Below are 26,794 nucleotides of genomic sequence, written 5' to 3'. Positions count from 1 at the left end.
CATGACGAGTACCACCACCCAAGTTCTGCCCGGCGAGACAGCGGCCCTGCCGGATGAAGGGAACGTGGCCGCGGTCGTCGCCGACGTGGTCGCGGAGCGCGCGGGGCACATGTTCGGCCTCATGGGCAACGGCAACGTCCACCTCATCAGCCGACTAACGCGCCGGGACTGCCCCTTCACCTCCGCACGCCACGAGTCAGCCACTGTGGCCATGGCCGACGCCTATTACCGGGCAACAGGAAGTATCGCAGCAGCGACCACAACCTACGGTGCCGGATTTACCAACGCCTACACCACCCTCGCCGAAGCCCGGATAGCCCGGATCCCGCTGGTCCTGGTAGTGGGCGACGCGCCCTCCACCGGCCCCAGGCCCTTCGACATCGACCAAACCAAAGCGGCGGAAGCTGCCGGAGTCATCACCCTGGTCGCCGGCCCGGGCAACGCAGAAGCCATCACCCACCGCGCCTTCGACCTCGCCCTGCAAACCGTCCAGCCCGTGGTGCTGGCCCTCCCGTACGACCTGGCTACGGCCCCGCCGTCAGAACCCCAGCCCCTCGAGCCAATGCCCGCCAAACCAGCCTGGCCTGCCGATCCAAGTGACCTCGACCGGGTGGCTGAGCTTCTCGCTGCCGGCAAACGGCCGCTGATCCTAGGCGGGCGCGGCATGCTCCTGGCCGACGCCGTGGCGCCCCTTCTCCAGCTCGGGGACCGCCTTGGCGCGCTCTTCATGACCTCGCTTATGGCAGCCAACGCATTCAACAGTTCTTGGGACCTGGGCATCGCTGGCGGCTTCACCAGACTTCACCGCCTGGACATCGCCCGCCAGGCAGACGTGGTCCTGGTTGTGGGGGCCAGCCAAAATCTGTTCCAGACCCGCTATGGCACCCTGTTCCCGGCGGACACGAAAATCATCCGGATCGATAACGAACCGGACCCGGGCAACCTGATGTCCGCGGAATACATCCGTGCGGACATCCGCCCCTTCGTGGAAGGCCTACTGGAACGTGTCACCGCGGCCACGACAACAACGTGGCGGGACACTGCTCACGAAGTGGCAAGCCCGGAGTTCCGCTCGTCCCTGCCCAGTGAAAACCCCGAGGAGTTTGGCCCGGACGGGCGGCTGAATCCACGGGCCGTCGTCGCGGCCCTGGATGGAATCCTGCCGGCCGAACGGTCCGTGGTGATGGACGGCGGGCACTTCATCGGCTGGGCACCCATGTACCTTTCAGTGCCGGACCCCCACGCCATGGTCTTCGTCGGTACCGCATTCCAATCCATCGGGATGGGCTTCGGATCTGCGGCCGGTGTCTCCGTGGCCCGACCTGACCGGACGACCGTACTGGTCAGCGGCGATGGTGGCGGGCTGATGGGCCTTGCCGACTTCGAAACCTTCATCCGCGCCACCCGCAAAGGCGTCGTCGTGGTGCTCAACGACTCGGCCTACGGCGCAGAGCTGCACCAGTACGCGGCTAAAGGGCTGCACGATCAGGCAATGCTCATTGACGAAGTGGACTTCGCCGCCGTGGGCCGCGCCCTTGGAACCTCGGGCGCGAAAGTTCGCACTATGGCAGACCTGCAACACCTCCAGGACTGGCTGGATACCAATGACGAAGGCGTCTTCGTTCTGGACGTGGCCATTTCACAGAAGGTAGTGGCGGAGTTCATGGCAGAGTCCGTCGCCGCCAAGGGCTGACCTGGCAGCATAGGCTTCTCATATGCCGTCTCCTGAAACCAACGGAAGCAACCGCACTCTCGAGCGCGCCGCCGCGATCCTGGATGCCGTTGGCCGGTCCGCCGTGTCAGCCAGTGAGCTGTCGCGGCGGACCGGCCTGTCAGTGTCCACGGCCCACCGGCTGGCGCTCCAGCTGGCCTCCTATGGCTTCCTCCGCCGAACCGATAACGGGGCGTTCCGGCTCGGCGATCGATTCGTCCGGTCGGCGCTGGAGAATGCAGGCTTGCCAGTCCTGCAGGAGCTGCGGGACCGGACCGGCGAAACTGCCCAGCTATGGGTTAGGCGGGGTCAGGAACGCGTCTGTCTGCTCAGCGCCGACAGCCAACACGAACTCCGCGCCATCCTCCCTCCCGGCTCACGGCTCCCCCTTCCCCAAGGGTCAAGTGGCAGGCTGTTGGCAGCCGACGAGGACGCTCTTGCAGAGCTGGCTGCGAATGGCTGGATTGAGTCCGTTGGTACCCGCACGCCAGGCCTGGGATCGATCAGCGCGCCAGTACAAACAGATGAAGGAATCATTGCCGCGGTCTGCCTGGCCATGCCCCTGGCCCGCGTGGTCGAATCGCCGGGCAAGGACCACGGCGATAAAGTCATTGAAGCAGCGCAGAGGATTGCCCAATTTATGTAGCGGGAAATGTATGACCGGCACAAGTCGAAAACCGCACCGCAGACGCCCGCGTCCTGGCTAACGACGGAAAACTTGAGCAGAATTACTGCGAGATCAACCTAGCTTCTGCCGGCCCTAGGAACGCGGGCAACAACGGTGCTCAGCCTGCTTATCCTTGCCGTCCTGACCCTTTTCCTCAGCATGGAAACCAGCCCCGTCCTTCTCGCCTTTATAACCGGGGCACTCTTGGCCAGTAGCAGCTACTTTTGCATCTCCCCCGGCATACTTATTCACCGAATCCTGGCAGAGTTCAGGGTGGTCGTCGCAGTCAGCAGCGCGCGCTCATAGTCTCTCTGTGGGAGCTTGGGGAGGTGGATCGCTAATGGGAAGCCTTGGCCCGGATACTTTGGGACCCGATGGACCACAGTCGTAAGTGTTAACACTGTCAACACCCGCTGGCAGGACAAACCTTGCATCAGCAGGCTCTCCTCGCCAGTTGAGGGACTCTTTCGCGACGATGCGGGCCCGAAATTGAAAGGTCATGTAGTACCCGTCACCCCAGACCATGAAATGGTGTTGGACACTCCCGCCCAACCCAACAGCGCCGGAACGAGGAACCACTTGATCCCAGCCCGCAGCAGGCGGTAACCCACCAGACACGGCACTGAACCCGTCACCCACACACCTGAATAGGCCACCGCGGCGGCTAGGCCAAAGCCCGCGAACCAATCGTCAGAGTCATTCGGCCAAAGCTTTGTACACACACGCTTAAAGCAAAACCCCCTCTGACGAGGGGGTTTGCGTGCCCAAGGTGGGACTCGAACCCACACACCTTTCGATACCGCATTTTGAGTGCGGCGCGTCTGCCAATTCCGCCACTCGGGCGCGGATTACGTGGCCAACCAAGCTACGCCCACAGCTTACTGTGAGCAACGCGATCGCTTCACGTACGCGGAATTACTCTACATGCAGATAGGCTGAATTCCAGAATCGCGCCGCTGATGCCGCAACTGACCATGCAGGCCAAGTACAGCCCGGGGCGGCACCTAAAATGGAGTTGTCCCGCCGTACCTTTTTCAAGGAGATCCCGTGACTGAACAGACGGAGTCAACACCCACGTCCCAGCCGGCGCGCCGCGTCGTCGTCGCCGAGGACGAAACCCTCATCCGCCTCGACATCATCGAGATCCTGCGCGGTGAAGGCTACGAGGTCGTCGGCGAAGCGGACAACGGCGAGAAGGCCGTCCAGCTCGCCGAAGAGCTGAAGCCGGATCTGGTGCTGATGGACGTCAAGATGCCGGTGATGGACGGGATCTCCGCCGCCGAAAAGATCGTCAAAGCCCGCATCGCCCCCGTCGTCCTGCTCACCGCCTTCAGCCAGAAGGAACTCGTCGAGCGCGCCCGGGACGCCGGCGCCATGGCATACGTCGTCAAGCCGTTCACCCCGGCAGACCTCATCCCCGCCTTGGAAATTGCCCTGTCCCGCCATGAGGAAATCAAGGCACTCGAAAGCGAAGTGACGGACCTGCAGGAACAGTTCGCCACCCGTAAGCTCGTCGAGCGGGCCAAGAGCCTGCTCACCACCAAGATGGGCCTCACCGAGCCCGAGGCCTTCCGCTGGATCCAGAAGACCTCCATGGACCGCCGCCTGAGCATGCGCGAAGTCGCGGAAACCATCATCAACCAGGTCAACTAGCCAAGAGCCGAAACTAAAAGGGAGGTTTCCCGCCAACCGGCGGGAACCTCCCTTTTAGTTTGAGGCCTAAGCCTGCTTCTTTTTCTTCTCGGGCCAGGGGCCGAGCTTTTCGCGCGCCGCAGCGGACTCGCCGCGGGTCGAATCGGCGAGGTCGCCCACCTTGTGGACCTTCAGCGAGTTCGTGGAACCGGCCTTGCCGGGAGGTGAGCCTGCGGCGATAACCACCAGGTCGCCGTCGTCCACCAATCCCATTTCCTCCAGGCTGCGGTCAACCTGCGCGGTCATCTCGTCGGTGTGGTCCACCATCTGCACCAGCACCGGCTGGATACCCCAGGTCAGCGCCAGCTGGTTCCAGACCTGCTCGACCGGAGTGAACGCGAAGACCGGCTTCACCGGCCGCAGGCGGGACAGGCGGCGTGCCGAGTCGCCGGACTGCGTGAACGCACAGATGTACTTGGCGTCCAGCTGGTCGGCGATTTCGACGGCGGCACGGGTGATCGCGCCACCACGGGTCTTGGGCTTCGTCCCCAGCGGGGGAACGCGCTCAAGGCCATGCTCTTCCGTGGATTCGATGATCCGCGCCATCGTCTTGACCGTCTCGATGGGGTACTTGCCAACGCTGGTCTCGCCCGAGAGCATGACTGCGTCCGCACCGTCCAGCACCGCATTGGCGCAGTCCGAAGCCTCAGCACGCGTGGGGCGCGGGTTGTCGATCATGGATTCCAGGACCTGCGTCGCCACGATGACCGGCTTGGCCCAGCGGCGGGCCAGCTCGATGGCGCGCTTCTGCACGATCGGCACTTCCTCCAGCGGAAGCTCCACGCCCAGGTCGCCACGGGCCACCATGATTGCGTCGAACGCGTCCACGATCTCGTGGAGCTGGTCCACGGCCTGCGGCTTCTCGATCTTGGCGATCACCGGAACCCGGCGGCCTTCCTCATCCATGATCTCGTGCACGCGGACAATGTCCGAGGCGTCACGCACGAACGACAGCGCGACCAGGTCAACCCCGCGGCGCATGGCCCAGCGGAGGTCGTCCTCATCCTTTTCGCTCAGCGCGGGAACGTTGACGGCCACACCCGGGAGGTTGATGCCCTTGTTGTTGGACACCATGCCGCCGACCGTCACCTCGGCAACAACCTTGACGTCGTCCACGGCGGTGGCCCGCAGGGCTACCTTGCCGTCGTCGATCAGCAGGGCATCGCCCACATTGACGTCCTCGGTGAGGCTCTTCAGCGTGGTGGAGCAAATGTCCTTGGTGCCTGGAACATCCTCGGTGGTGATGGTGAACGTGTCACCAACAGCGAGGGCGTGCGGGCCGTCCACGAAACGGCCCAGGCGGATCTTGGGGCCCTGCAGGTCGGCCATGATGGCCACGGCCTTGCCCAGGTCAGCTGCTGCCTTGCGGACGTTCTCATACGTGTTGTCGTGCACGGAGTAATCGCCGTGGCTCATGTTCATCCGCGCGACGTCAACACCCGCTTCCAACACTGCGAGGGTGTTTTCATAGCTGGCAATTGCCGGGCCGAATGTGGCCACAATTTTTGCGCGTCTCATATACCTACCCTATTGGTCTCTTGCATTGGTTAAGTTGTCGTGCAGGTGAACCCCCGGTGCACCCTTACAGGACGGCGATGGCGCGGTCCGTCGGAGCGACCGGCGCCGGCAGGATCGTGGTACCCATCAGGTACTGATCCACGGCAGCGGCAGCGGCACGCCCCTCAGCGATGGCCCACACGATGAGCGACTGGCCGCGGCCGGCATCGCCCGCCACGAACACGCCCTCAGTGTTGGTCATGTAGTACCCATCGCGGGACACGTTGCCCCGGCCGTCGAATTCCGCGTGCACCTGTTCGGTGATTCCGGCCGGCTCGGCTCCGGTGAAGCCCAGGGACAGGAACACCAGGTCCGCCGGGATGATCCGCTCGGTACCGGCCTTGGGCAGGCGCTTGCCGTCCACGAACTCGGTCTCGGCCACTTTCACGCCGGTGAGCGTGCCGTTCTCGCCCACGAACTCAACGGTGGATGCAAGGTACGTACGCTCGCCGCCTTCCTCGTGTGCGCTGGCCACCTCGAACAAGGTGGGGAACGTCGGCCACGGCTGGTGGCTGGCACGCTCGGCCGGCGGCTGCTTGCCGATGGCCAGCGTAGTCACCGAAGCCGCGCCGTGGCGGTGTGCGGTGCCCAGGCAGTCCGCGCCGGTGTCGCCGCCGCCCAGGATCACAACGTGCTTGCCCTGCGCATGGATCTGGTTCTCCACAGTCTCCCCCGCCACCGCGCGGTTGGCCGGTACCAGGTAGTCCATAGCGAAATGGACGCCCTCGAGGTCACGCCCCGGGATGGGCAGGTCGCGGGGCACGGTGGCGCCGGTGCAGATCACGACGGCGTCATAGCGCCTCCGCAGCTGCTCCCACGTCACGTCGGTGCCCACGTTAACGCCGGTCCGGAAGCGGGTGCCTTCCGCCTTCATCTGCTCGATGCGGCGGTCCACCTGCTCCTTCTCCATCTTGAAGTCGGGGATGCCATAGCGGAGCAGGCCGCCGATCTTGTCATCGCGCTCGTACACGGCAACGGTGTGGCCCACCCGGGTCAGCTGCTGTGCGACGGCCAGGCCGGCAGGGCCGGAGCCGACGACGGCGACGGTCTTGCCGGTCAGGCGTGCAGGCGGCAGCGGGTGGACCCAGTTGTGGTCCCACGCTTCGTCGATGATCGAGACCTCAACCTGCTTGATGGTCACCGCAGGCTGGTTGATCCCCAGCACGCAGGACGCTTCACAGGGTGCCGGGCACAGCCGGCCGGTAAACTCGGGGAAGTTGTTCGTCGCGTGGAGCCGCTCGATCGCTTCCTCGCCCTTGTCCCGCCATGTGAGGTCGTTCCACTCGGGAATGAGGTTACCCAGCGGGCAGCCCTGGTGGCAGAACGGTATGCCGCAGTCCATGCAGCGCCCGGCCTGGGCCTTAAGGGTGCCCTTCTCCTGCGCCTCGTACACTTCCTTCCAGTCCATGATGCGGACGGGAACGGGACGGCGCGGCTGGGTTTCACGCTGGCGTACTTTCAGAAATCCGCGTGGATCACCCACCGGTCACCTCCAGGATTCGAGACCATACTTCTTCGCCGTCGGGGTCCAGGCCCTCTTCGATGGCGTCGAGACGGGTTTGCAGCACCGCCGCGTAGTCGCGCGGCAGCACCTTGGTAATGCGGGCAGCGGTGTCATCGAAGTTCTCGAGGAGCCGCGCTGCCAGCTGGGAATCGGTTTCTTCAACGTGCTTGACCAGCAGGCCGTGCACGATGTCGCGGTCCTCGGCGTCCAGCTCCAGGAGCTGGAGCTCGCCGGACTGCAGCGCTTCCTTGTTGACCCGGGTAGTCCGCAGGTCCAGGACATATGCGGTTCCACCGGACATGCCGGCGCCGAAGTTCCGGCCCGTGCGGCCCAGGATCAGCGTCTGGCCGCCGGTCATGTACTCGCAGCCGTGATCGCCAATGCCTTCGACGACGGCCGTGGCACCGGAGTTACGGACCAGGAAGCGTTCGCCCACGTGGCCGCGAAGGAACAGTTCCCCGCTGGTGGCGCCGTAGCCGATCACGTTGCCGGCAATGACATTGTCCTCCGCCTTGAACACATTGGTCCGGTCCGGGCGCACCACGATGCGGCCGCCGGAGAGGCCCTTGCCCACGTAGTCGTTGGAGTCGCCGTAGAGCCGCAGGGTGATGCCGGCTGGCAGGAACGCGCCCAGCGACTGCCCGGCTGTGCCGTTCAGCGTGATGTCGATGGTGTCCGTCGCCAACACGTCCGTGCCAAAGGTCTTGGTGACCACGTGCCCCAGCATGGTGCCCACGGACCGGTCCGTGTTAATCACGTCGACGGTGATCTTCACCGGGCTGCGGTCCGTCAGCGCCTCGGCGGCCATGGTGATCAGCCGCTGGTCGAAGTGCTTGTCCAGCTCGTGGTTCTGGCCGGTCATGTTCCGCAGCGGCGCATCGTCGTCGAACTCCAGGCCGTGCAGGATCGGGTCCAGGTCCAGCCCTTCGGCCTTCCAGTGGTCGATCGCCTCACGGGCATCCAGCACCTCTGCGTGGCCGATCGCCTCTTCGAGGCTGCGGAAGCCAAGCTCAGCCAGGATTTCCCGGACTTCCTCGGCCAGGAACTCGAAGAAGTTGACCACGAATTCCGGCTTGCCGGTGAAGCGTGCGCGGAGTTCCGGGTTCTGCGTCGCGACGCCCACCGGGCAGGTGTCCAGGTGGCAGACGCGCATCATGATGCAGCCTTCAACCACGAGCGGAGCGGTGGCGAAGCCGAATTCCTCCCCGCCCAGCAGGGCGGCGATGACCACGTCGCGGCCGGTTTTCAGCTGTCCGTCCACCTGCACGACCACGCGGTCGCGCAGGCCGTTGAGCATCAGCGTCTGCTGGGTCTCGGCCAGGCCGAGCTCCCACGGAACGCCGGCGTGCTTGAGCGAATTCAGCGGGGAAGCGCCGGTGCCGCCGTCGTGTCCGGAGACAAGTACGACGTCGGCCTTCGCCTTGGTCACGCCGGACGCCACAGTGCCGATCCCCACTTCGGACACGAGCTTCACGTGGACGCGCGCCGAGGGATTGGCCCGCTTGGCGTCGTAGATCAGCTGCGCCAGGTCCTCGATGGAGTAGATGTCGTGGTGCGGGGGCGGGGAAATGAGTCCGACGCCGGGCGTCGAGTGCCGCGTCCGGGCCACCCACGGGTAGACCTTCTGCGCCATCAGCTGGCCGCCTTCGCCGGGCTTGGCGCCCTGGGCCATCTTGATCTGGATGTCATCGGCGTTGGTCAGGTACAGGCTGGTTACGCCGAACCGGCCCGACGCGATCTGCTTGACCGCGGAGCGGCGCTCCGGATCGAGCAGGCGCTCAACGTCCTCGCCGCCTTCGCCGGTGTTGGACTTGCCGCCCAGCCGGTTCATCGCGATGGCGAGCGTCTCGTGGGCTTCCTTGGAGATGGACCCGTAGCTCATGGCACCAGTGGAGAACCGCTTGACGATGCTGGAGACTGGCTCCACTTCCTCTAAGGGAACGGGCGGCCGCTCGTTCTTGAACTTGAGCAGCCCGCGGAGGGTCATCAGGTTCGTGGACTGGTCGTCCACGCCCTTGGTGTACGCCTTGAAGATGTCGTAGCGGCGTTCACGGGTGGCGTGCTGCAGCCGGAAAACGGTCTCCGGGTTGAACAGGTGCGGCTCGCCGTCGCGGCGCCACTGGTACTCGCCGCCGCCCAGCAGGGGTCGGTGCGGCTGCTCGATGCCACCCTCCGGGTAGGCCATCTGGTGGCGCGCGGACACTTCGGCCGCGATGACGTCCAGGCCCACGCCGCCCAGCTGGGAGTGCGTGCCGGCGAAGAACTCGTCCACCAGTTCCTGGCCCAGGCCGAGCGCTTCAAACGTCTGGGCGCCGGTGTAGGAGGCCACCGTGGAGATGCCCATCTTGGACATGATCTTCAGGACGCCCTTGCCCAGGCCCTTGATGAGGTTGTACACGCCGTCCTGCGGGGTCACGCCCGTGACGTCGCCGGCAGCGATCAACTGCTCCACCGATTCCATGGCCAGGTACGGGTTCACTGCGGACGCGCCGTAACCGATCAGTACGGCCACATGGTGGGTCTCCCGGACGTCACCGGCCTCCACGACGAGTGCGGTCTTGGTGCGGTTGGCGCTGCGCAGCAGGTGGTGGTGCACGGCGCTGACGAGCAACAGGGACGGGATGGGGGCCCACTGCGCGTTGGAGTCACGGTCGGAGAGCACCACGTACTGCACGCCGCGGTTGATGGCGCCGGAAACCTGCTCGCAGATTTCGGTCAGGCGGGCACGCAGGGCGTTCTCGCCGCCTTCGGGTCGGTACAGGCCGCGGACCTTCATGGCCACACGGTCGCCGTCGGCATCCTCGATGTTGGCGATTTTGGCCAGCTGGTCGTTGTTGATCACCGGGAAGGGCAGCTGGACCTGCGGCTGGCGAACCTGCTTAGTGTCCAACAGGTTGCCGTTGGGGCCGATGGCGCAGGTCAGCGAGGTGACCAATTCTTCACGGATGGCGTCCAGCGGCGGGTTGGTGACCTGCGCAAAGGACTGCACGAAGTAGTCGAAGAGCAGGCGAGGGCGCTTGGAGAGGACAGCCACCGGGGTGTCGGAACCCATGGCGCCCAGCGGCTCGGCGCCGGTCCGGGCCATCGGGCCCAGGAGGATCTTCAGTTCCTCGGTGGTGTAGCCGAACGTGCGCTGGCGGATGTTCACGGACGCCGCAGTGTGCACCACGTGCTCGCGCTCGGGCAGCTCGTTCAGGTCGATCAGGTTGTCCTTGACCCACTCGGCCCACGGGTTGGCCGCGGCAACTTCGGCCTTGACCTCTTCGTCGTCGATGATCCGGCCTTCGCCCGTGTCCACCAGGAACATCTTGCCGGGAGAAACGCGGCCCTTCTTGACCACCTTGGCAGGTTCGACGTCGATCACGCCAACCTCGGAGGCGAAGACGACCAGGCCGTCCTCGGTGATCCAGTAACGGCCCGGGCGCAGTCCGTTGCGGTCCAGGGTGGCGCCCACGACGTTTCCGTCGGTGAAGGATACGGCGGCAGGACCGTCCCACGGCTCCATGAGCAGGGAGTGGTATTCGTAGAACGCCCGGCGGGCAGGATCCATCGTGGCGTGGTTTTCCCACGCCTCGGGGATCATCATCATGATCGAGTGCGTGATGGGACGCCCGGAGAGCCACAAAAGCTCGGCCACCTCGTCGAAGGACGCGGAGTCGGAGGCACCCGGGGTACAGATCGGGTACAGCTCTTCCGGGGAATCGCCCAGGAGCGGGTTGGCCAGCTGGGACTGCCTGGCACGCATCCAGTTCCGGTTGCCCTTAACGGTATTGATTTCACCGTTGTGTGCGATGGTGCGGAACGGTTGCGCCAGGGGCCAGGACGGGAAAGTGTTCGTGGAGAACCGGGAGTGCACGATGGCCAGCTTGGTCTTGAACCGCTTGTCCGAAAGGTCCGGATAGAACGGCTCCAGCTGTGCCGTGGTGAGCATGCCCTTGTAGACGATGGTGCGCGAGGACAGCGAGGGGAAGTAGACCCCGAACTTGTTCTGGGCACGCTTGCGGATCCGCCAGGCGCGGGAGTCCAGTTCGTTCCGGTCCAGCTCCTCGCCCGTGGCCGAGGCCAGGAAGGGCTGGGAGAAGTACGGCATGCAGGCGCGGGCCATGGCACCCACCAGGTCTGCTACAACCGGGACTTCGCGCCAGCCAAGGACTTCCAGTCCCTCGTCGGCAGCGAGGCCCTCAATGCCGGCGCGGGCGGCGTCGGCCTCGCGCTGCTCCGCGGGGAGGAACGCAGTGCCGGCCACGTACTGGCCGGATGCCGGCAGTTCGAACTCGGTGACGGCGCGAAAGAATTCGTCCGGGATCTGCATGAGGAGGCCGGCGCCGTCGCCCGTTCCCTCATCAGCACCCACAGCGCCGCGGTGTTCGAGGTTGCGCAGGGCGGTCAGGGCGGCATCGACGATGTCGTAGCCAGGTTCGCCGCGCAGGGTGGCGATGATGGCCAGTCCGCACGCGTCCTTTTCCTGCTCGGGGTTGTACAGTCCGCCCGCGTCAGGGAGGGCCGCGAAGCGCTTGAACGGCGACATGGCAGCCTCAGGCTGATCCGGTTCGGACCAGCTGGGAGTGTGAAGAGTTTGGGTCATGGGAGACGTCCTTCCTCCTGATCGTGCGTATGGAAGGGACACCGTTGGCCCCACTCGTCGGCGCCGGTGTGATGGGCACAACAAAGTGTTATTTACAGGAAATTGTAGGTCAGCTCGGCCTGCTGAACGAAGAGTTACGCAGGCCCCTGCCCCGGGCTACGCCGAAGGCCAGCTGTACGCTGATCCGGCGGATCCCATGCCACGACGCTGTGGTTTGCGGGCTGTTCGAGCGGTGGCTCGCCTGCCCTTCGAGCCGGCTACTTGCTGTCGCCGGCCTCTGGCGCGGATCCCGTGGCTGTGCTGCCGGAAGATCCGGCGGCCGGTGCATCCGTGCCGGGCCTGGGGCCGGACGGTGCCGCCGCGGCTTCTTCCGTGGGGTCGGAAGCAGGCCGGGAACCGCTGTGGTTATCACGGAGATTATCACGCGATTCACTATCTGAGACAACGGAGTCCGGATCACGGACGTCATTTGCGGCAGTATCGGTTGCCGCGCCTGCGGCCACCGGTGCGGGCTCCTTGCCCGGCAGGTATGGCGTATCCGGCTGCGGGCGGCCTTTGAGGCCCAGGAGCACGAAGGCGGCCAGCGCCACCAGGAAAACGAAGATGCTGGTCCACACGTTGAGGCGGGTAGTTATGCCGAACAGGGAAATCTGTTCCGCGTCGTCGATACGCATGGCCTCGATCCAGACGCGGCCCAGGGTGTAGTACATGGCGTACAGCCAGAACAGACGGCTGCGGCGGAAGTTGAACCGGCGGTCCAGTGCGAGCAGGATGATGACGCCGGCAACGTTCCACAGGGACTCATACAGGAACGTGGGGTGGAACAGGGTGCCCTCGGCCATGCCGGCCGGGAAATTGGGGTTGTCGGCGTCCACTTCGAGGCCCCAGGGTACCGTGGTGGGGCCGCCGAAGAGTTCCTGGTTGAAGTAGTTGCCCCAGCGCCCGATGGCCTGGGCCAGGAGCAGTCCGGGGGCGGCCGCATCGAGGAACGCGGTGAGCTTGACGCCACTGCGGCGGCAGCCGATCCAGGCGCCGACGACGCCCAGGAGGACGGCGCCCCAGATGCCCAGACCGCCGCGCTGGATCTGCGGGATCAGCGACAGGTCCCCGGTCCCGTCAAAGCCGGGTCCGAAGTACGCGTCAGGGGACGAAAAGACGTGGTAGAGCCGCCCGCCGATGATGCCGAAGGGGATGGCCCAGATGACGATGTCCCACACGCTCCCTTCCGGCGCCCCGCGCTTCGCCCAGCGGACCGAGGTCAGCCACAGGCCGGCCACGATTCCCGCAAGGATGCACAGCGCGTAGGCGTGGATGCGCAGGGCACCCCACGGCAGGGGAATGTCGAAGCCGGACCAGTCCGGGCTGGGGATACTGGCCGGCACCAGGGCGGCAGCCTGCAGGAGTGTTTGCATTGCTTAGGCTTCTTCTTTCCTGGCCAGGCCGGTGCTGAGGTCTCGGGTGAGGGCACCGACTGCGTCCACGCCGCCGTCGCCCAGGGTCTTGACCAGGGCCGTGCCGACGATGACGCCTTCTGCGTAGGCGGCGATCTCGCGGACCTGGTCGGCGTTGGACACGCCCAGGCCGACGCACACACGTTCCGCTCCGGCAGCGTGTGCGGCAGCCACGACGTCCTTTGCAGCCGTACTCACGGACGTCCGGGCTCCGGTGACGCCCATGATGGACACGGCGTACACGAAGCCGCGGCTGGCGTCCACCGTGCGCTGCATGCGCCCGGGGGTGGAAGATGGCGCCACCAGGAACACCCGATCCAGCCCGTACTTGTCAGAAGCCTCGATCCATTCGGCTGCCTCATCGGGAATGAGGTCCGGGGTAATGAGTCCCGCTCCCCCGGCTTCCGCGAGGCGGCGGGAAAACTCGTCCACGCCCATCCGCACCACCGGGTTCCAGTAGGTCATGACCAGGACGGCAGCATCGGTCTGGCTCGTGATTCCGGCGACGACGTCGAACACCTGGCCCACCTTGAAGCCGTTCGCCAGGGCCTGGGTGGTGGCGGCCTGGATAACCTGGCCATCCATCACGGGGTCGGAGTAGGGGATGCCCACCTCAATGAGGTCTGCGCCGTTGCGGGCCGCAGCAACGCCGGCGGCAATGGATTCCTCGACGCTGGGGTAGCCCGCGGGCAGGTATGCGACGAGGGCGGCACGGCCCTCGCCACGGGCCCGGTCGATCGCCGCTGCCGCCTTGCTGGTCATCTGTACCCCGTTTGCCGTCTCTGCGCCGCTCACAGCTGCTCACCCTCTTTACCGATTTCCGACTCGGCCGAACCCTTGTCCAGCAGGTTGAACCATTCAGCCGCGGTGGCCACGTCCTTGTCGCCGCGGCCGGACAGGTTCACGATCACGATCTTCCCGGCAGCGGCGGCGGGATCCTCTTGGGCGAGCCGCTGGCCCACCTTGATGGCTCCGGCCAGCGCGTGGGCTGACTCGATGGCGGGAATGATGCCCTCGGTCCGGCACAGGAGGCGGAAGGCATCCATGGCCTCGCTGTCCGTGATGGGCTCGTAGCTGACGCGGCCGATGTCCGCCAGGTACGAGTGCTCCGGACCAACGCCCGGGTAGTCAAGCCCCGCCGAAATGGAGTGCGACTCGATGGTCTGGCCGTCATCGTCCTGCATGAGGTACGAGCGGGCGCCGTGCAGCACACCAGGCTTGCCCAGGGTGATGGTGGCAGCGTGCCGGCCGGTGTCCACGCCGTCGCCGCCTGCCTCGAAGCCGTAGATCTTCACGGACGGATCGTCGAGGAAGCCGTGGAAGATGCCGATGGCGTTGGAGCCGCCCCCGATGCAGGCACAGACAGCGTCCGGCAGCCGGCCTTCCTGCTCCAGGATCTGGGCCCGGGCTTCTTCGCCGATAACCTCGTGGAAGTAACGCACCATGGCCGGGAACGGGTGCGCCCCCGCCGCGGTGCCCAGCAGGTAGTGGGTGTGGTCCACGTTGGCCACCCAGTCGCGGAGCGCATCGTTGATGGCGTCCTTGAGTGTCTGGGATCCGCTGGTCACAGGGATGACGGTGGCGCCGAGCAGCTCCATCCGGGCAACGTTCAGCGCCTGCCGGCGGCAGTCCTCGGCACCCATGTACACCACGCACTCGAGGCCCATCAGGGCTGCGGCGGTGGCGCTGGCCACGCCGTGCTGGCCTGCACCGGTCTCGGCAATGACGCGGGTCTTGCCCATGCGCTTGGCCAGGAGCGCCTGGCCCAGGACGTTGTTGATCTTGTGCGAGCCGGTGTGGTTCAGGTCCTCGCGCTTGAGGAAGATCCGGACTCCGCCGGCGTGGCCGGAGAACCGCTTGGCTTCGGTCAGCAGTGACGGGCGGCCCGAGTAGTTCTTGTTGAGGTCCGCGATCTGGGCGCGGAAGTCAGGATCGTCCTTTGCCTGGTTGAACGTCTCTTCGAGTTCGTCCAGGGCGGCGATGAGGGATTCCGGCATCCAGCGTCCGCCGTAGTTGCCGAAGTACGGCCCCGGCGCGTGGCGGAGGGAGCCGCCCTGCAGGAAGGCTTCCGTGGCGTTGTGATCGGCATCGTTGTGGGCTGCGCCGGAGGGTGCGTGGGCCATCAGTCCGTCCTGTTCCAGTTGTTCGGGCAAAATCGGGTGCCCCGGCAGTTGCTCCGGGGTGGCAGGCATTCCCGGCCCCCGCTCCGGGGACCGGACCGCTGCCGTCAGCCGCGGGCGGCGATGGCGGCGGCCCCTGCGGCGGTGAATTCGGCGATGCGATCCGCCGGCGTGGAGTGGCTGACCAGGGCCTCGCCCACCAGCACGGCGTCGGCGCCGCTGGCGGCGTAGTGGGTGACGTCGGCAGCGTCCCTGACGCCGGATTCAGCGACTACCAGCGCACCGGCCGGCACGCGGCCTGCCAGCGCGGCAAAAACCGAACGGTCGACGTCGAGCGTCTTCAGGTTCCGCACGTTGACGCCGATGATGCGCGCCTTGGCGGCAGCGGCCCGCTCGATTTCCTCTTCCGTGTGCGTCTCCACCAGCACGTTCATGCCGAGCCCGTGGCTCAGGGCGCTGAAGTCCTCAAGCTGGGCATCGGATAGGGCCGCAACGATGAGCAGGATGAGGTCGGCGCCGTGGGCGCGGGCCTCCCAGATCTGGTACTCGTCCAGCGTAAAGTCCTTGCGCAGCAAGGGCACGTCGACGGCGGCACGCACGGCGTCGAGGTCCGCCAGGGACCCGTTGAACCGGCGCTGTTCGGTGAGGACGCTAATGACGGAAGCACCGCCGTCGGCGTACTGCCGGGCAAGGGACGCCGGATCGGCGATGCCGGCCAGGTCGCCTTTAGAGGGGCTGCGGCGCTTGATCTCCGCAATGACCTTGAGCTGGTCCCGGAGCGGCGCAGTGCCACCGAGGGCTGCCCAGGCGTCCCGGGCGGCCGGAGCCGCCTGGGCGCGGTCTTTCAGTTCAGCGAGGGAAACGAGCCGTTTCCGGGCTTCCATATCCTCCCTGACACCAGCGTTGATGTCATCGAGAACAGTTGCCATCAGTGGCCGGAGTTCTTCAGCTTGCTGCCTTCGACGCCGTAACCTGCCTTGCGCATGACGTAACCGAGGATCAGGCCGAGGACCATGATGGCGCCGCCCACGATGAAGATGGGGGTGCTGGCGATAACGAAGGCAATGGAGGCAATGAGCGCGCCGACCAGCATCACGATGACGCAGGTCCAGGCAGCGGGGCTGTTGCCGTGGCCGAGTTCCTGGCTGTGGTCAATGGCGCCGGGGGCCACAACGCGGGTGCCGGAGTCGGAAACGGACGCGGGTGCTTTGCTCATGGAAATCTCCTCAGGGGTAAATGCTGCTTACATTCTGCCATTTTTTGGGCACCGTCCGCGTATCCGGGAACCGGCGGCGGTGAACGGTTACCGTCACGCTGCCGGTCAGGTGGGGTCGTCGCCGCGGGAAAGCCGGTCCCAGCTGTCGATCTCGTCCACGGGCCCAGCTGTTGCCGCCGCCGTTCCACGGCCCGCCACGTCATACTTGGTCCGGGCCTTCCAGTGCCGGCCTGCGGGAACCACCAGCAGCCCCGCCAGGGCGAGCAGGATGCCGCAGGCCACGGCGAGGAACGGAAAGGCGGTGGCTTCCACCTGCGCCTGGCCGCCCGAAACGCCGGTAGCGGCGGCGATGGAGCCTTGGGCGGCGGCCAGCGGGTCGGCCAGCACAGTGGCTGCGGCCGCGACAATGCCCGCCGCAGCCAGCACGATGATCACGGTGATGACCCAGCGTGCGATCCTGCCGGCGATCGATGCGGCAAGCCCGCCCGCAAGGGCGACCAGGGCGAGGCCCGTCACCGCCGTCGCGGCCTTGCTGCCCTGCACGTCCAGGACGTCTCCCCCGGCGCCGGCCTGCGCCGGATCCAGCGAGACGGACAGCCAGGTCTGGGTGGTGGTTCCGAAAACCGCCAGCGCAAGGACGGCGATGAGCAGGACCACCGTGGACTTGCGGGCCCACGCGGGCATCAGGACTCTTTCCCGCCGGGAAGGGACTCGGCGGAGATGTTGTGCAGCGAGCCCGCGGTGTGCACGGCGCGGAGCGGGGCCGCAGCTTTGTTGACGGTTTCCAGCGCTTCGGCGGGATTGACCGAGTCCGCCACAATGCCGCCGCCTGCCTGCACATACGCGCGGCCTTCGCGGAGCAGGGCGGAGCGGATCGCAATGGCCATGTCCATGTCCCCGGCAAAGTCCAGGTAGCCCACCACGCCGCCGTAGATGCCGCGGCGGTGCGGTTCCAGTTCGTCCAGGAGCCGCAGTGCACGGGGCTTGGGCGCGCCCGAGAGCGTGCCGGCCGGGAACGTCGCCTTGAGCACGTCGTAGGCTGTGGCTTCCGGGGCGAGCCGGCCCACCACGGTGGAGACCAGGTGCATGATGTGGCTGAAGCGTTCCACCTCCATGAACTGGGTGACGTCTACTGTCCCGGCCACGCACACCTTGGAGAGGTCGTTGCGGGACAGGTCCACCAGCATGAGGTGCTCCGCGCGTTCCTTCTGGTCCGCCAGAAGTTCCTCGGCCAGGGCTTTGTCCGCCTCGACGGTCTTGCCGCGGGGACGGGAGCCGGCGATCGGATGGGTGATGACCTCTTCACCCGTGACCGTTACCAGGGCCTCGGGCGACGATCCGACGATCGAGTACTCCCGTCCGTCGGCGTCGGCGAGGCTGAAGATGTACATGTACGGGCTGGGATTGGTGTTCCGCAGGACCCGGTAGACGTCCAGCGGTGACGCGCCGCAGTCCATCTCGAAGCGGCGCGAGATGACCACCTGGAACACTTCGCCGTCCACGATGGCTTCCTTGCCGCGGTCCAGCGCTGCGAGGTACTCGTTTTCGTCCCAGCGCTCCTGCACGCTGGAGGCGAAGTCCAGGGCTGCCGGCTCCAGGACCGAGACCGGCTGGGCGACGGGCGTGCTGATCCGGGTGAGCAGGGCCTTGACCCGGGACACCGCGTCTTCCCACGCCTCATCGACGCGCTCGGAGCTGTCGTCGAAGTTGATGGCGTTGGCGATGAGCAGCACGGTGCCGTCCACATTGTCGTGCACAGCCATGTCCGTGACCAGGTTAAGGGCCATCTCGGGCAGGTGCAGGTCGTCCTCCGGCGGGCTGACCAGGCGTTCCCAGTGCCGGACGGTCTCCCAGCCGAGGAACCCGACCAGGCCCGAGGTGAAGGGCGGGAGCCCTTCAAAGCGGTCCGTGCGGAGGGCTTCGACCGTGTCCCGGATGGCATCCACCGGGCTGCCGTCAACCGGCACGCCGGCGGGCGGTTCACCCAACCAGTGCGCCTGGCCGTCCTTGGTGGTCAGGGTGGCGCGCGATTTCGCGCCGATGAACGAGTACCTGGACCAGGCACCGCCCACAGCGGCGGATTCCATCAGAAAGGTTCCGGGCTGGCCCTGCGCGAGCTTCCGGTACAGGCCGATGGGCGTTTCAGCGTCCGCCAGCACCTTGAGCGTGACGGGGATGACCCGGCGGTGCCGTGCCAGCTCGCGGAACTCGTCCAGTCCGGGGCTGATGATTCCAAGGTCCTGCATGGTTAAGCTGTTCCGCCTGTCCTTGTTCCTGTGGTGACGCTGAGTTCCCGGCCGTCAAAGCAGGTCCGGGTGCCCGTGTGGCACGCGGCGCCTACCTGGTCCACCCGCACCAGGAGGGCATCGCCGTCGCAGTCCAGCGCCACGGACTTGACCCACTGCACGTGCCCGGAGGTGTCACCCTTGCGCCAGTACTCCTGCCGGGACCGCGAATAGAAGGTCACGCGGCCAGTGGTCAGCGTGCGGTGCAGCGCTTCGTCGTCCATCCACCCAAGCATCAGCACCTCGTTGGTGTCGAACTGCTGCACGACGGCGGCCACCAGGCCTGCGCTGTCACGCTTCAGGGCGGCGGAAAGGTCCGCCGGAAGGGGGCCCGCGGGCACAGTCGGCCCGGGCGTGGACGTGGGGATGGGCTGCTCAGACATCGGGTCCAGTCTAGTGCCTTCGGCCATGCCGGAGCCGATGTGAACAGCGGCACGCGGACGGCCGTGGTCATGCTGCCCAACTGCGCGCGTGTCGTGCTAGTTTCACAAGTGATGCATTTCGTCGAACCGTCCCGAGAAGTCCTGGCCGAAACCCTGCTGGCGGCCGGTCCTGATGCGCCCACGCTTTGCAAGGGCTGGCGTACCAGGGACCTCGCCGCGCACCTTTACCTCCGGGAGCGGAAGGCCGCCGTCGGACTCGGACTGATCATCAAGCGCCTGGCCAAGGCCTCGGACCAGGCTACGGCCCGCCTCGCCGCCCGGCTCAAGACGGCCGACGACTACGCGGACCTGGTCAACGCCTTCCGCGCCGGACCGCCGGCGCTCTCCCCCATGAACATCAAGGCGCTGGACGAAAGCTCCAACCTCATCGAATACTTCGTGCACACTGAGGACGTCCGCCGCGCCGTGGACCGCTGGGCACCCCGGGCCCTGGACGAGGAGTACTCGGACGCCTTGTGGGATGAACTCGTCAAACGTGCCGCGATCCTTTACCGGGGCGTGGACCTCGGCATCGTGCTGGTCCGGCCTTCGGGTCCCCGCCACGTCGCCAAGCGCGCTCCCGTGTCGGTTGCCATCGTGGGCGAGCCGGGAGAACTGCTGATGCACGCGCACGGACGCACCCGCCACGCCCTGGTCACCTTCGAAGGCCAGCCCGACGCCGTCGCCCTCCTCCAGTCAGCAGAAGTAGGCCTCTAACCCCTAGCGGACCTCGAAGCCGGCGGCGCGGATCTCGTCCTTGACCCGGCTGATCATGTCATCGGGACCCCAGTGGAAGATCGATGCTGCCAGTACGGCATCCGCCCCTGCCGCCACAGCCGGCGGGAAGTGCGCCGGCTCGCCGGCGCCGCCCGAGGCGATCAGCGGAACCTTGACCGCCGCGCGCACCAGCCGGATCAGTTCGAGGTCGAAGCCGTCCTTGGTGCCGTCAGCGTCGATCGAGTTCAGCAGGATCTCCCCCACGCCGCGGTTGGCCGCTTCCCGCGCCCACTCGATGGCGTCGATGCCCGTTCCGGTCCGTCCTCCGTGGGTGGTCACTTCAAAGCCCGACGGCGTGGGCTGCGATCCGGGGCGGGTGCGCCGCGCGTCCACGGACAGGACAAGGACCTGCGAACCGAAGTGCCGGGTGATTTCGTCGATAACCTCGGGCCGGGTCACCGCAGCAGTGTTGATGGCAGCCTTGTCCGCGCCGTACCTGAGGAGCTTGTCCACCTCCGCCACGCCGCGGACGCCGCCGCCTACACACAGCGGAATGAAGACCTCTTCGGCGGTGCGCCGGACGACGTCGAAGGTGGTTTCGCGGTTGCCCGAGGACGCCGTGACGTCGAGGAAGGTCAGTTCGTCTGCGCCGGCGTTGTCGTAGCGGTGCGCCAGTTCCACGGGGTCGCCGGCGTCGCGGAGGCCCTCGAAGTTGACGCCCTTGACGACGCGTCCGGCGTCGACATCAAGGCAGGGGATGACGCGGACTGCTACGGCCATGGATAACTCCTGGAATGCTTTGCGGTGCGAAGGGTGCGGGTCAGATGCGGCAGGCGTGGATGCTGCTGACCAGAATGGCGCGGGCGCCGAGGTCGTAGAGTTCGTCCATGATGCGGTTCGTTTCCCTCTTGGGCACCATGGACCGCACCGCTACCCAGTCGGAGTCGCGCAGCGGCGAGACCGTGGGCGACTCGAGCCCCGGAGTCAGGCCGGCAGCCTGCTCCACGAGTTCCTTGCGGATGTCGTAATCCATGAGGACGTACTGTCGTGCCACCAGGACACCCTGCAGCCGCCGGATGAGGACCTCGATCTCCTTGGCCGTGCCGTTGGCGGAACCGTTGCCCGTGCGGCGGATCAGCACCGCTTCGGACTTCAGGATGGGCTCGCCAAAGATTTCCATGCCGGCGGCTTTGAGGGTGTTGCCGGTTTCCACCACGTCCGCGATGGCATCGGCCACGCCCAGGCGCACGGAAGACTCCACGGCGCCGTCCAGGCGGACCACCTTGGCGTTGATGCCGCGCTCCGCCAGGTAGCCGCGCAGGAGGCCGTCGTAGCTGGTGGCCAGGCGCTTGCCCTCCAGCTGCTCGGCCGCGGAGAAGTCGCCCACGGGCCCGGCGAAGCGGAAGGTGGATGCCGCGAAGCCCAGCGGAAGCAGCTCCTCTGCCTCAACCTCGGCGTCCAGGAGGAGGTCGCGGCCGGTGATGCCGACGTCGAGAGTTCCCTGCCCCACGTACACCGCGATGTCCCGCGGCCGGAGGAAGAAGAACTCGATGTCGTTGTCCGGGTCCACCATGACCAGCTCGCGCGAGTCGCGGCGCTGGCGGTAGCCGGCTTCGGACAGCATTGCGGAGGCGGCTTCGGACAGGGATCCCTTGTTGGGGACGGCTACTCGCAGCATGGAAAATCTTTCTGGTTCAAGAGGTCTTGGGGGTCATGCAAATGCAGGCCACGGCGGGCCCGGCGGCAAAACGCGCGCCGGCCGGTGGCTACAGATGCTTGTAGACGTCTTCCAGGGTCAGGCCCTTGGCCAGCATGAGGACCTGCAGGTGGTACAGCAGCTGGGAGATTTCCTCGGCCGCGGCTTCATCGGACTCGTACTCGGCAGCCATCCAGACTTCGGCTGCTTCCTCCACGACTTTCTTGCCTATGCCATGGACGCCGGAGTCCAATTCGGCGACGGTGCGGGAGCCTTCCGGTCGGGTGGCTGCCTTCTCGCTGAGCTCAGCGAACAGCGTCTCGAAATTCTTCACGCCTTCCAGACTACTTGGTGCGGCCCGCGGGGCGCTCACCGGGTCCGGGCATGACGGACGCGATGTGAGGGAATACACACCGCGCCCGTCCGGGTTTGCCCTGCGCCGCGCCCTGGCGCGGGTCAGTACTGCTTGAGGACGACGGCGGCAGCCAGGGCCGCGGTCACGGCCTCGTGGCCTTTGTCCTCCTTGGAACCGGGCAGGCCTGCCCGGTCCAGTCCCTGCTGTTCGTCGTCGCACGTCAGCACGCCGAAGCCGACCGGCACGCCGGTGGCCACGCTGACGTCGGTGAGTCCCGCCGTCGCGGCCTGGCAGACGTAGTCAAAGTGCGGCGTGCCGCCACGGATAACGACGCCGAGCGCCACCACCGCGTCGAAGTGCGGAGCCAGGCGGGCGGCGGCAACGGGCAGTTCAAAGCTGCCGGGAACCCGCAGCACGGTGGGATCGCTGATGCCGGCATCCTTGGCGGCGCGGAGGGCACCGTCCAGCAGGCCGTCCATGATCTGCGTATGCCAGCTGGCGGCGACGATCGCCAGCTTGAGCCGCGACGTCTCGTCGGGGTGGAGGGTGGTCAGGTCGATGGTGGGGGCGCCGTGTCCGCTCATGGGTGGTTGTTCCGTTCAGTCTTGTTCGTGGCTAAAGGTATCGGGGGCAGTGACCGGCAGCGCGGCCACGCGGTTATCCAGCTGCAGCCGGTGCTCCATACGGTCCTTCTTGGTCTGCAGGTACCGGATGTTCTGTTCCCGGGACGGTACTTCGGTGGGAACCATTTCCACTACCGTCACGCCGGCACTGGCCAGCCTGTTCTGCTTGTCCGGATTGTTGCTCAGGAGGCGGACCTCGTGCAGCCCCATCTCGGCGAGGACCTGAGCGGCGGCCTTGTAGCAGCGGGCGTCTACGGGAAGGCCCAGCTGTTCATTGGCCTCCACAGTGTCGAAGCCGGCTTCCTGCAGGGCGTAGGCCTTGATCTTGTTGGCCAGGCCGATGCCTCGGCCTTCCTGCCCGCGCAGGTACAGCAGGGTGCCGCCGTGTTCGTGGATCAGTTCCAGCGCATAGGCCAGCTGTTCGCCGCAGTCGCAGCGGTAGGAGCCAAACACGTCTCCCGTGAGGCATTCCGAGTGCAGCCGCACCAGCGGCGCCTTGCCGTCCCTGGGCGGGTTCGGTGAGCTGACGGCGAGGTGTTCCACGCCCGTAGCCAAGTCCGTCCAGGCCTGGGCGACGAAATCGCCGAAAGCGGTGGGCAGCTGCACCACCGGGCCTCCGCTGACGGGATGGACACCCTCCTGGTGCCTTCCGTTGCCGGATACAGATGCCGTCATGAATTCTCCTTCGTTCCACCCGCAGCCGCTCGGCTGCCGACCGGGTGCTCCCCCGCGGCGAGATAGGCTGCCAGGTCCTCGATGGACACCAGGGGGCAGCCGTGCTCATCGGCGAAGGCCCGGAGTCCGTCGAGGCGCATCATCTCGCCGTCGTCGTACACTACCTCTGCAATCACGCCCACGGGCTCCAGACCCGCCAGGCGGCACAGGTCCACCGCGGCCTCGGTATGGCCGGGGCGCTCCCGCACACCTCCGTCAACTGCGCGCAGCGGAAAAATATGCCCAGGGCGGGTCACAGCGGCGGGACCTGCCCCCGGATCGGCCAGCACCCGCGCCGTCACGGCCCGGTCCGTGGCCGAAATTCCGGTGCTGACCCCCACGGCCGCATCGCAGGACACCGTGTAGGCGGTGCCCTTGGAATCCTGGTTGACGGTGGTCATAGGCGGCAGGTCCAGCGCGTCAGCCCGGCTGGCGGGCAGGGGTACGCAGACCACGCCCGAGCTGTACCGTATGGTCCAGCCCATCAGGGCAGGCGTGGCGAACTGCGCGGCGAAGATGATGTCCCCTTCGTTTTCGCGGTCCTCGTTGTCCACCACCAGGACAGGCCGACCGGCGGCAATTGCGCGCACGGCGTCCTCGACCGGATCCAGGAGCTTCACAACGGCCGGCCCGGCAGCGGAACCCGGGGCCGCAGGCACAGTCCCGGCGCCGGTTTCAAGGCGTACTGCGGCGCTCATCGTGCTTCTCCTTCGGTGCCGCGGAATGCCAGCAGCCGTTCCGTGTACTTGGCCAGGACGTCCACTTCCAGGTTCACCCGGGCGCCAGTGGCCTTGGCTCCCAGCCCGGTCTCCGCCAGCGTGGTGGGGATAAGGCCCACTTCGAACCATGGATCCTGGACGGCGGCGTCGCTGACGGCGGTGACCGTGAGGGAGACGCCGTCGATGGCGATGGAGCCCTTCTCCGCGATGTACCGGGCAAGCCTGGCGGGGACGCCGAAGCGGAGCCTTTCCCAGTTCCCCTGGTGCTCACGCTCCTGCAGGGTGCCCACGCCGTCTACGTGGCCCTGGACCACATGGCCATCCAGCCGGCCACCGGCGGGAACGCAGCGCTCCAGGTTGACGGCGTCCCCCGGCGCCAGCTCGCCAATGGTGCTGCGGACCAGCGTCTCCCCCATGACGTCCACGCTGAAATCGCGGCCGTCGATGGCGGTGGCCGTCAGGCACACCCCGTTGACGGCGATGGAGCCTCCCAGCGCGAGCCCGTCGGTGCTGCCGGGTGCGTGGAGTCGGACGGTGGCGCTGGCGTCTCCGTCGCGCTCGACGGAGAGCACCCGCCCCTGTTCGGCAATAATTCCGGTAAACATCAGTAGCCTTCCTGGGCTTGCTCCGCGGTGGTGCGGGATGGTTGTGGATCAAGGGCAACAATGCGTTGCGGCCTGAGGTGGAGTCGGAGGTCCCGGCCCAGCGTGCGCACGGCACCGCCATCGGACCCGTCCCATTCCCAGTGCTGGGCGTCGGCGAGCGTGGTGATGCCCAGTCCGTCCAGTGCGGGCGTACCGGATCCGAGCAGCGTGGGGGCCAGGTAGACGATCAGTTCGTCCACCAGTCCGGCCGTGAGGAACGTGCTGAGGATCCGCGAGCCGCCCTCCACCATGAGGTGGCGTACGCCTTGGCCGTACAGGAGGGAAAGCGCTTCGTGGGGATCGCGGGTGGGCAGGTGCACCATGAGCCCGTCGTCGCCCCGGACGGCGGCGTCTTCCGGGATATCCCGGAGGCCCATCACGGCCCGTACCGGCTGCTTCCCGGCGGGGTTGCCCTCGGCGTCCCGGGCGGTGAGCCGCGGATTGTCCACCAGCACGGTCTGGGTTCCCACCAGGATCGCGTCAATGCGGTTCCGCAGCCCGTGGTTGTCTGCCAGCGATTCGGGGCTGGAGATCCACTGGCTGGTTCCGTCCTCGGCAGCTATCCGGCTGTCCAGCGTCTGCGCGATGTGAAGCGTGACGAAGGGACGCCGTGCCGTGACGGCCTCGAACCACTGGCGGTTGAGGTCCAGCGCTTCGTCGGCGCCGAGGCCGCTCCGGACGCTGACGCCGGCGGCGCGCAGCGTTGCTGCCCCGCCCGCGGCGGGGTCATGGGGATCGTCCACCGCGTACACCACGTCAGTGATGCCGGCAGCGATGATCGCCTGGGCGCACGGGCCGGTGCGGCCAACATGGTTGCAGGGTTCCAGCGTCACCAGCATGGTGCATCCGGTGAGGTCCAGCCCCGCCGCCGAAGCCTGGGCAATGGCATCCGCTTCGGCATGCGCGGTTCCGGCCCCGCGGTGGTAGCCGGTGACAAGGTGGCGGCCCTCGGAATCGACGACGACGGCGCCCACCAGGGGATTCGCTCCCCGGGGCCCGCGCCGGGCCGTCTCGAGGGCGGCGTCCATGGCGCGCACCTCACCGGCGCTGAAGGCAGTAACTGCCCCCTGGGCGGGATTTTCGGCTGCCGCAGGCCACCGCGTGGGGTTCATTCCCGTGTCGTTCCTTCCCTCTAGGGCCGCGAGGGCTCCGGGGGTATACGACAGCAGAAGGCTGCGGCACTGTCGGGCGCCACAGGTACAGCTGTACGTGCTTCTCTCATCCAGACTTTAACTGTCGGTACCGGAATTCCACCGGTTCAACCGTCCGCCGGAAACTTCCTGGGAAGCTTGCCGGCTCGCGGGTCGCGGACTGTCACCGCCGGTTCGGACTTACACCGACCCCGGAGCACGTATGTGTGTTGTTATTGTGCCACAACCTACGGCAGCCTCCGGCTATTCCGCCGACGCCGTGCGTAACGTCCGGCTGCCGGCGTCGCGGAGCCGCCCGATGGCAGCGGCAGGATCGTCGGCCCCGTAAACCGCGGAGCCCGCCACAAAGACGTTGGCACCGGCTTCCGCCGCCCGAATAATGGTTTCCTCCGTGATCCCGCCGTCCACCTGCAGCGCCACACCGATGCCCAAACCGTCGATCGCCGCACGGGCCCGCCGGATCTTGGGCAGCGTGATATCCAGGAACGCCTGGCCGCCGAAGCCGGGCTCCACGGTCATCACCAGCAGCATGTCCAGTTCCGGCAGCATGTCCAGGTAGGGCTCAACCGGAGTGGCCGGGCGCAGCGCCATGCCTGCCTTCGCGCCGCGGGCGCGCAACTCCCGCGCCAGCTTGACCGGGGCGATCGAGGCTTCCGCGTGGAAGGTGACGGATGCGAGGCCGGCAGAGGCGAAGTCCGGGGCCCAGCGGTCCGCATCCGAAATCATCAGGTGCGCGTCCAGCGGCACCGGACTGACCTCCTGGATCCGCTTGACCACCGGGAGGCCGATGGTCAAGTTGGGTACGAAGTGGTTGTCCATGACGTCGACATGCACAGCGTCGGCCGAGGCGATGCGGTGCAGTTCCGCCTCAAGATTGACGAAGTCGGCGGACAGGATGCTCGGGTTGATGCAGCACTGCGTCACAGGGCGCGCCTTTCACTGGTACTGGCAGGATTCGGGGATTG

At 66.7% G+C, this 26,794-nt stretch carries 24 protein-coding genes, 1 tRNA gene and 1 riboswitch; of the genes, 4 read left to right on the top strand and 21 right to left on the bottom strand.

Annotation, left to right across the window (positions count from 1 at the left end; translation table 11 throughout):
* Position 1: 1 nt before the first annotated feature.
* Both ACIQC0_RS06640 and ACIQC0_RS06635 read left to right on the top strand, forming a co-directional pair.
* Positions 2–1,693: a thiamine pyrophosphate-binding protein gene (locus ACIQC0_RS06640; RefSeq protein ID WP_400533488.1), complete on the top strand. Its 1,692-nt coding sequence runs from the start codon at positions 2–4 to the stop codon at positions 1,691–1,693.
* A 22-nt stretch (positions 1,694–1,715) separates the two neighbouring features.
* Positions 1,716–2,357, top strand: a complete 642-nt coding sequence (locus tag ACIQC0_RS06635; protein ID WP_400533486.1) for an IclR family transcriptional regulator — start codon at positions 1,716–1,718, stop codon at positions 2,355–2,357.
* Between the two features lie 782 nt (positions 2,358–3,139).
* Here the strand turns inward: ACIQC0_RS06635 and ACIQC0_RS06630 are convergent.
* Positions 3,140–3,221 (bottom strand) — tRNA-Leu (locus ACIQC0_RS06630).
* 204 nt (positions 3,222–3,425) lie between these two features.
* On the opposite strand from ACIQC0_RS06630, the gene ACIQC0_RS06625 reads away from it, so the two are divergent.
* Positions 3,426–4,031, top strand: a complete 606-nt coding sequence (locus ACIQC0_RS06625) for an ANTAR domain-containing response regulator (RefSeq protein ID WP_377215603.1) — start codon at positions 3,426–3,428, stop codon at positions 4,029–4,031.
* A 66-nt stretch (positions 4,032–4,097) separates the two neighbouring features.
* Here ACIQC0_RS06625 and pyk read toward each other — a convergent pair whose 3' ends face one another.
* From pyk to hisI, 11 genes are all read right to left on the bottom strand, one after another.
* Complete coding sequence (pyk, locus tag ACIQC0_RS06620) at positions 4,098–5,588, bottom strand: pyruvate kinase (protein ID WP_377215602.1); 1,491 nt, start codon at positions 5,586–5,588, stop codon at positions 4,098–4,100.
* A gap of 64 nt (positions 5,589–5,652) precedes the next feature.
* Positions 5,653–7,110 (bottom strand): glutamate synthase subunit beta, encoded by a 1,458-nt coding sequence (locus ACIQC0_RS06615; RefSeq protein WP_400533483.1) that lies wholly within the window; start codon positions 7,108–7,110, stop codon positions 5,653–5,655.
* Complete coding sequence (gltB, locus tag ACIQC0_RS06610) at positions 7,103–11,716, bottom strand: glutamate synthase large subunit (protein ID WP_400533481.1); 4,614 nt, start codon at positions 11,714–11,716, stop codon at positions 7,103–7,105. The genes ACIQC0_RS06615 and gltB overlap by 8 nt, the downstream gene beginning before the upstream one ends.
* A gap of 257 nt (positions 11,717–11,973) precedes the next feature.
* Complete coding sequence (lgt, locus tag ACIQC0_RS06605; protein ID WP_400533479.1) at positions 11,974–13,128, bottom strand: prolipoprotein diacylglyceryl transferase; 1,155 nt, start codon at positions 13,126–13,128, stop codon at positions 11,974–11,976.
* A gap of 3 nt (positions 13,129–13,131) precedes the next feature.
* Positions 13,132–13,929 (bottom strand): tryptophan synthase subunit alpha, encoded by a 798-nt coding sequence (gene trpA / locus ACIQC0_RS06600; RefSeq protein ID WP_377215902.1) that lies wholly within the window; start codon positions 13,927–13,929, stop codon positions 13,132–13,134.
* A gap of 29 nt (positions 13,930–13,958) precedes the next feature.
* Positions 13,959–15,290 (bottom strand): tryptophan synthase subunit beta, encoded by a 1,332-nt coding sequence (trpB, locus tag ACIQC0_RS06595; RefSeq protein WP_377215598.1) that lies wholly within the window; start codon positions 15,288–15,290, stop codon positions 13,959–13,961.
* 104 nt (positions 15,291–15,394) lie between these two features.
* Positions 15,395–16,216, bottom strand: coding sequence for an indole-3-glycerol phosphate synthase TrpC (trpC, locus tag ACIQC0_RS06590; RefSeq protein WP_400533477.1), 822 nt, complete (start codon positions 16,214–16,216; stop codon positions 15,395–15,397).
* Positions 16,216–16,503: an HGxxPAAW family protein gene (locus ACIQC0_RS06585; protein WP_377215596.1), complete on the bottom strand. Its 288-nt coding sequence runs from the start codon at positions 16,501–16,503 to the stop codon at positions 16,216–16,218. The genes trpC and ACIQC0_RS06585 overlap by 1 nt, the downstream gene beginning before the upstream one ends.
* Before the next feature lie 105 nt (positions 16,504–16,608).
* Positions 16,609–17,187 carry a Trp biosynthesis-associated membrane protein gene (locus ACIQC0_RS06580; protein ID WP_400533475.1) on the bottom strand — a complete coding sequence of 193 codons (579 nt, stop codon included), beginning with the start codon at positions 17,185–17,187 and terminating at the stop codon, positions 16,609–16,611.
* Positions 17,187–18,749, bottom strand: a complete 1,563-nt coding sequence (locus tag ACIQC0_RS06575; protein ID WP_400533473.1) for an anthranilate synthase component I — start codon at positions 18,747–18,749, stop codon at positions 17,187–17,189. The genes ACIQC0_RS06580 and ACIQC0_RS06575 overlap by 1 nt, the downstream gene beginning before the upstream one ends.
* Before the next feature lie 2 nt (positions 18,750–18,751).
* On the bottom strand, positions 18,752–19,171 hold the full coding sequence (gene hisI, locus ACIQC0_RS06570; protein WP_377215593.1) for a phosphoribosyl-AMP cyclohydrolase: 420 nt from the start codon (positions 19,169–19,171) through the stop codon (positions 18,752–18,754).
* A gap of 111 nt (positions 19,172–19,282) precedes the next feature.
* On the opposite strand from hisI, the gene ACIQC0_RS06565 reads away from it, so the two are divergent.
* The gene (locus tag ACIQC0_RS06565) at positions 19,283–19,927 is read left to right on the top strand and encodes a TIGR03085 family metal-binding protein (protein WP_377215592.1); all 645 of its coding nucleotides are present in this window, start codon (positions 19,283–19,285) and stop codon (positions 19,925–19,927) included.
* A gap of 3 nt (positions 19,928–19,930) precedes the next feature.
* On the opposite strand, the gene hisF is transcribed toward ACIQC0_RS06565, so the two are convergent.
* The 9 genes from hisF to rpe all read right to left on the bottom strand — a co-directional run bounded on the left by hisF (position 19,931) and on the right by rpe (position 26,753).
* Positions 19,931–20,707, bottom strand: a complete 777-nt coding sequence (gene hisF / locus ACIQC0_RS06560; RefSeq protein WP_377215591.1) for an imidazole glycerol phosphate synthase subunit HisF — start codon at positions 20,705–20,707, stop codon at positions 19,931–19,933.
* A 40-nt stretch (positions 20,708–20,747) separates the two neighbouring features.
* Positions 20,748–21,605, bottom strand: a complete 858-nt coding sequence (gene hisG / locus ACIQC0_RS06555; protein WP_377215590.1) for an ATP phosphoribosyltransferase — start codon at positions 21,603–21,605, stop codon at positions 20,748–20,750.
* 88 nt (positions 21,606–21,693) lie between these two features.
* Positions 21,694–21,957, bottom strand: a complete 264-nt coding sequence (locus ACIQC0_RS06550) for a phosphoribosyl-ATP diphosphatase (RefSeq protein ID WP_015936881.1) — start codon at positions 21,955–21,957, stop codon at positions 21,694–21,696.
* 122 nt (positions 21,958–22,079) lie between these two features.
* Positions 22,080–22,562, bottom strand: coding sequence for a 6,7-dimethyl-8-ribityllumazine synthase (gene ribH, locus ACIQC0_RS06545; RefSeq protein ID WP_400533470.1), 483 nt, complete (start codon positions 22,560–22,562; stop codon positions 22,080–22,082).
* 15 nt (positions 22,563–22,577) lie between these two features.
* On the bottom strand, positions 22,578–23,276 hold the full coding sequence (gene ribA, locus ACIQC0_RS06540) for a GTP cyclohydrolase II (RefSeq protein WP_400533468.1): 699 nt from the start codon (positions 23,274–23,276) through the stop codon (positions 22,578–22,580).
* Positions 23,273–24,013, bottom strand: coding sequence for a 3,4-dihydroxy-2-butanone-4-phosphate synthase (gene ribB / locus ACIQC0_RS06535; RefSeq protein WP_400533466.1), 741 nt, complete (start codon positions 24,011–24,013; stop codon positions 23,273–23,275). The genes ribA and ribB overlap by 4 nt, the downstream gene beginning before the upstream one ends.
* Positions 24,010–24,639 carry a riboflavin synthase gene (locus ACIQC0_RS06530; RefSeq protein ID WP_400533464.1) on the bottom strand — a complete coding sequence of 210 codons (630 nt, stop codon included), beginning with the start codon at positions 24,637–24,639 and terminating at the stop codon, positions 24,010–24,012. The genes ribB and ACIQC0_RS06530 overlap by 4 nt, the downstream gene beginning before the upstream one ends.
* A complete protein-coding gene (gene ribD, locus ACIQC0_RS06525) occupies positions 24,639–25,790 on the bottom strand; it encodes a bifunctional diaminohydroxyphosphoribosylaminopyrimidine deaminase/5-amino-6-(5-phosphoribosylamino)uracil reductase RibD (RefSeq protein WP_400533462.1) in 1,152 nt (383 codons plus the stop codon). The genes ACIQC0_RS06530 and ribD overlap by 1 nt, the downstream gene beginning before the upstream one ends.
* A gap of 93 nt (positions 25,791–25,883) precedes the next feature.
* Positions 25,884–26,033, bottom strand: a riboswitch (FMN riboswitch).
* 39 nt (positions 26,034–26,072) lie between these two features.
* On the bottom strand, positions 26,073–26,753 hold the full coding sequence (gene rpe, locus ACIQC0_RS06520; RefSeq protein ID WP_400533460.1) for a ribulose-phosphate 3-epimerase: 681 nt from the start codon (positions 26,751–26,753) through the stop codon (positions 26,073–26,075).
* Between the last annotated feature and the right edge of the window lie 41 nt (positions 26,754–26,794).

The organism is Pseudarthrobacter sp. NPDC092419 (genome assembly GCF_044755045.1).
Classification (GTDB): Bacteria; Actinomycetota; Actinomycetes; order Actinomycetales; family Micrococcaceae; genus Arthrobacter.
This window is presented reverse-complemented; position numbering and strand designations above follow the sequence as displayed.

Coding starts and splice junctions, on each gene's coding strand:
- ACIQC0_RS06640 (WP_400533488.1), top strand. CDS start 2: ATGACGAGTACCACCACCCAAGTTCTGCCCGGCGAGACAGCGGCCCTG.
- ACIQC0_RS06635 (WP_400533486.1), top strand. CDS start 1,716: ATGCCGTCTCCTGAAACCAACGGAAGCAACCGCACTCTCGAGCGCGCC.
- pyk (WP_377215602.1), bottom strand. CDS start 5,588: ATGAGACGCGCAAAAATTGTGGCCACATTCGGCCCGGCAATTGCCAGC.
- gltB (WP_400533481.1), bottom strand. CDS start 11,716: ATGACCCAAACTCTTCACACTCCCAGCTGGTCCGAACCGGATCAGCCT.
- lgt (WP_400533479.1), bottom strand. CDS start 13,128: ATGCAAACACTCCTGCAGGCTGCCGCCCTGGTGCCGGCCAGTATCCCC.
- trpA (WP_377215902.1), bottom strand. CDS start 13,929: ATGACCAGCAAGGCGGCAGCGGCGATCGACCGGGCCCGTGGCGAGGGC.
- trpB (WP_377215598.1), bottom strand. CDS start 15,290: ATGGCCCACGCACCCTCCGGCGCAGCCCACAACGATGCCGATCACAAC.
- trpC (WP_400533477.1), bottom strand. CDS start 16,216: ATGGCAACTGTTCTCGATGACATCAACGCTGGTGTCAGGGAGGATATG.
- ACIQC0_RS06585 (WP_377215596.1), bottom strand. CDS start 16,503: ATGAGCAAAGCACCCGCGTCCGTTTCCGACTCCGGCACCCGCGTTGTG.
- ACIQC0_RS06580 (WP_400533475.1), bottom strand. CDS start 17,187: ATGCCCGCGTGGGCCCGCAAGTCCACGGTGGTCCTGCTCATCGCCGTC.
- ACIQC0_RS06575 (WP_400533473.1), bottom strand. CDS start 18,749: ATGCAGGACCTTGGAATCATCAGCCCCGGACTGGACGAGTTCCGCGAG.
- hisI (WP_377215593.1), bottom strand. CDS start 19,171: ATGTCTGAGCAGCCCATCCCCACGTCCACGCCCGGGCCGACTGTGCCC.
- ACIQC0_RS06565 (WP_377215592.1), top strand. CDS start 19,283: ATGCATTTCGTCGAACCGTCCCGAGAAGTCCTGGCCGAAACCCTGCTG.
- hisF (WP_377215591.1), bottom strand. CDS start 20,707: ATGGCCGTAGCAGTCCGCGTCATCCCCTGCCTTGATGTCGACGCCGGA.
- hisG (WP_377215590.1), bottom strand. CDS start 21,605: ATGCTGCGAGTAGCCGTCCCCAACAAGGGATCCCTGTCCGAAGCCGCC.
- ribH (WP_400533470.1), bottom strand. CDS start 22,562: ATGAGCGGACACGGCGCCCCCACCATCGACCTGACCACCCTCCACCCC.
- ribA (WP_400533468.1), bottom strand. CDS start 23,276: ATGACGGCATCTGTATCCGGCAACGGAAGGCACCAGGAGGGTGTCCAT.
- ribB (WP_400533466.1), bottom strand. CDS start 24,013: ATGAGCGCCGCAGTACGCCTTGAAACCGGCGCCGGGACTGTGCCTGCG.
- ACIQC0_RS06530 (WP_400533464.1), bottom strand. CDS start 24,639: ATGTTTACCGGAATTATTGCCGAACAGGGGCGGGTGCTCTCCGTCGAG.
- ribD (WP_400533462.1), bottom strand. CDS start 25,790: ATGAACCCCACGCGGTGGCCTGCGGCAGCCGAAAATCCCGCCCAGGGG.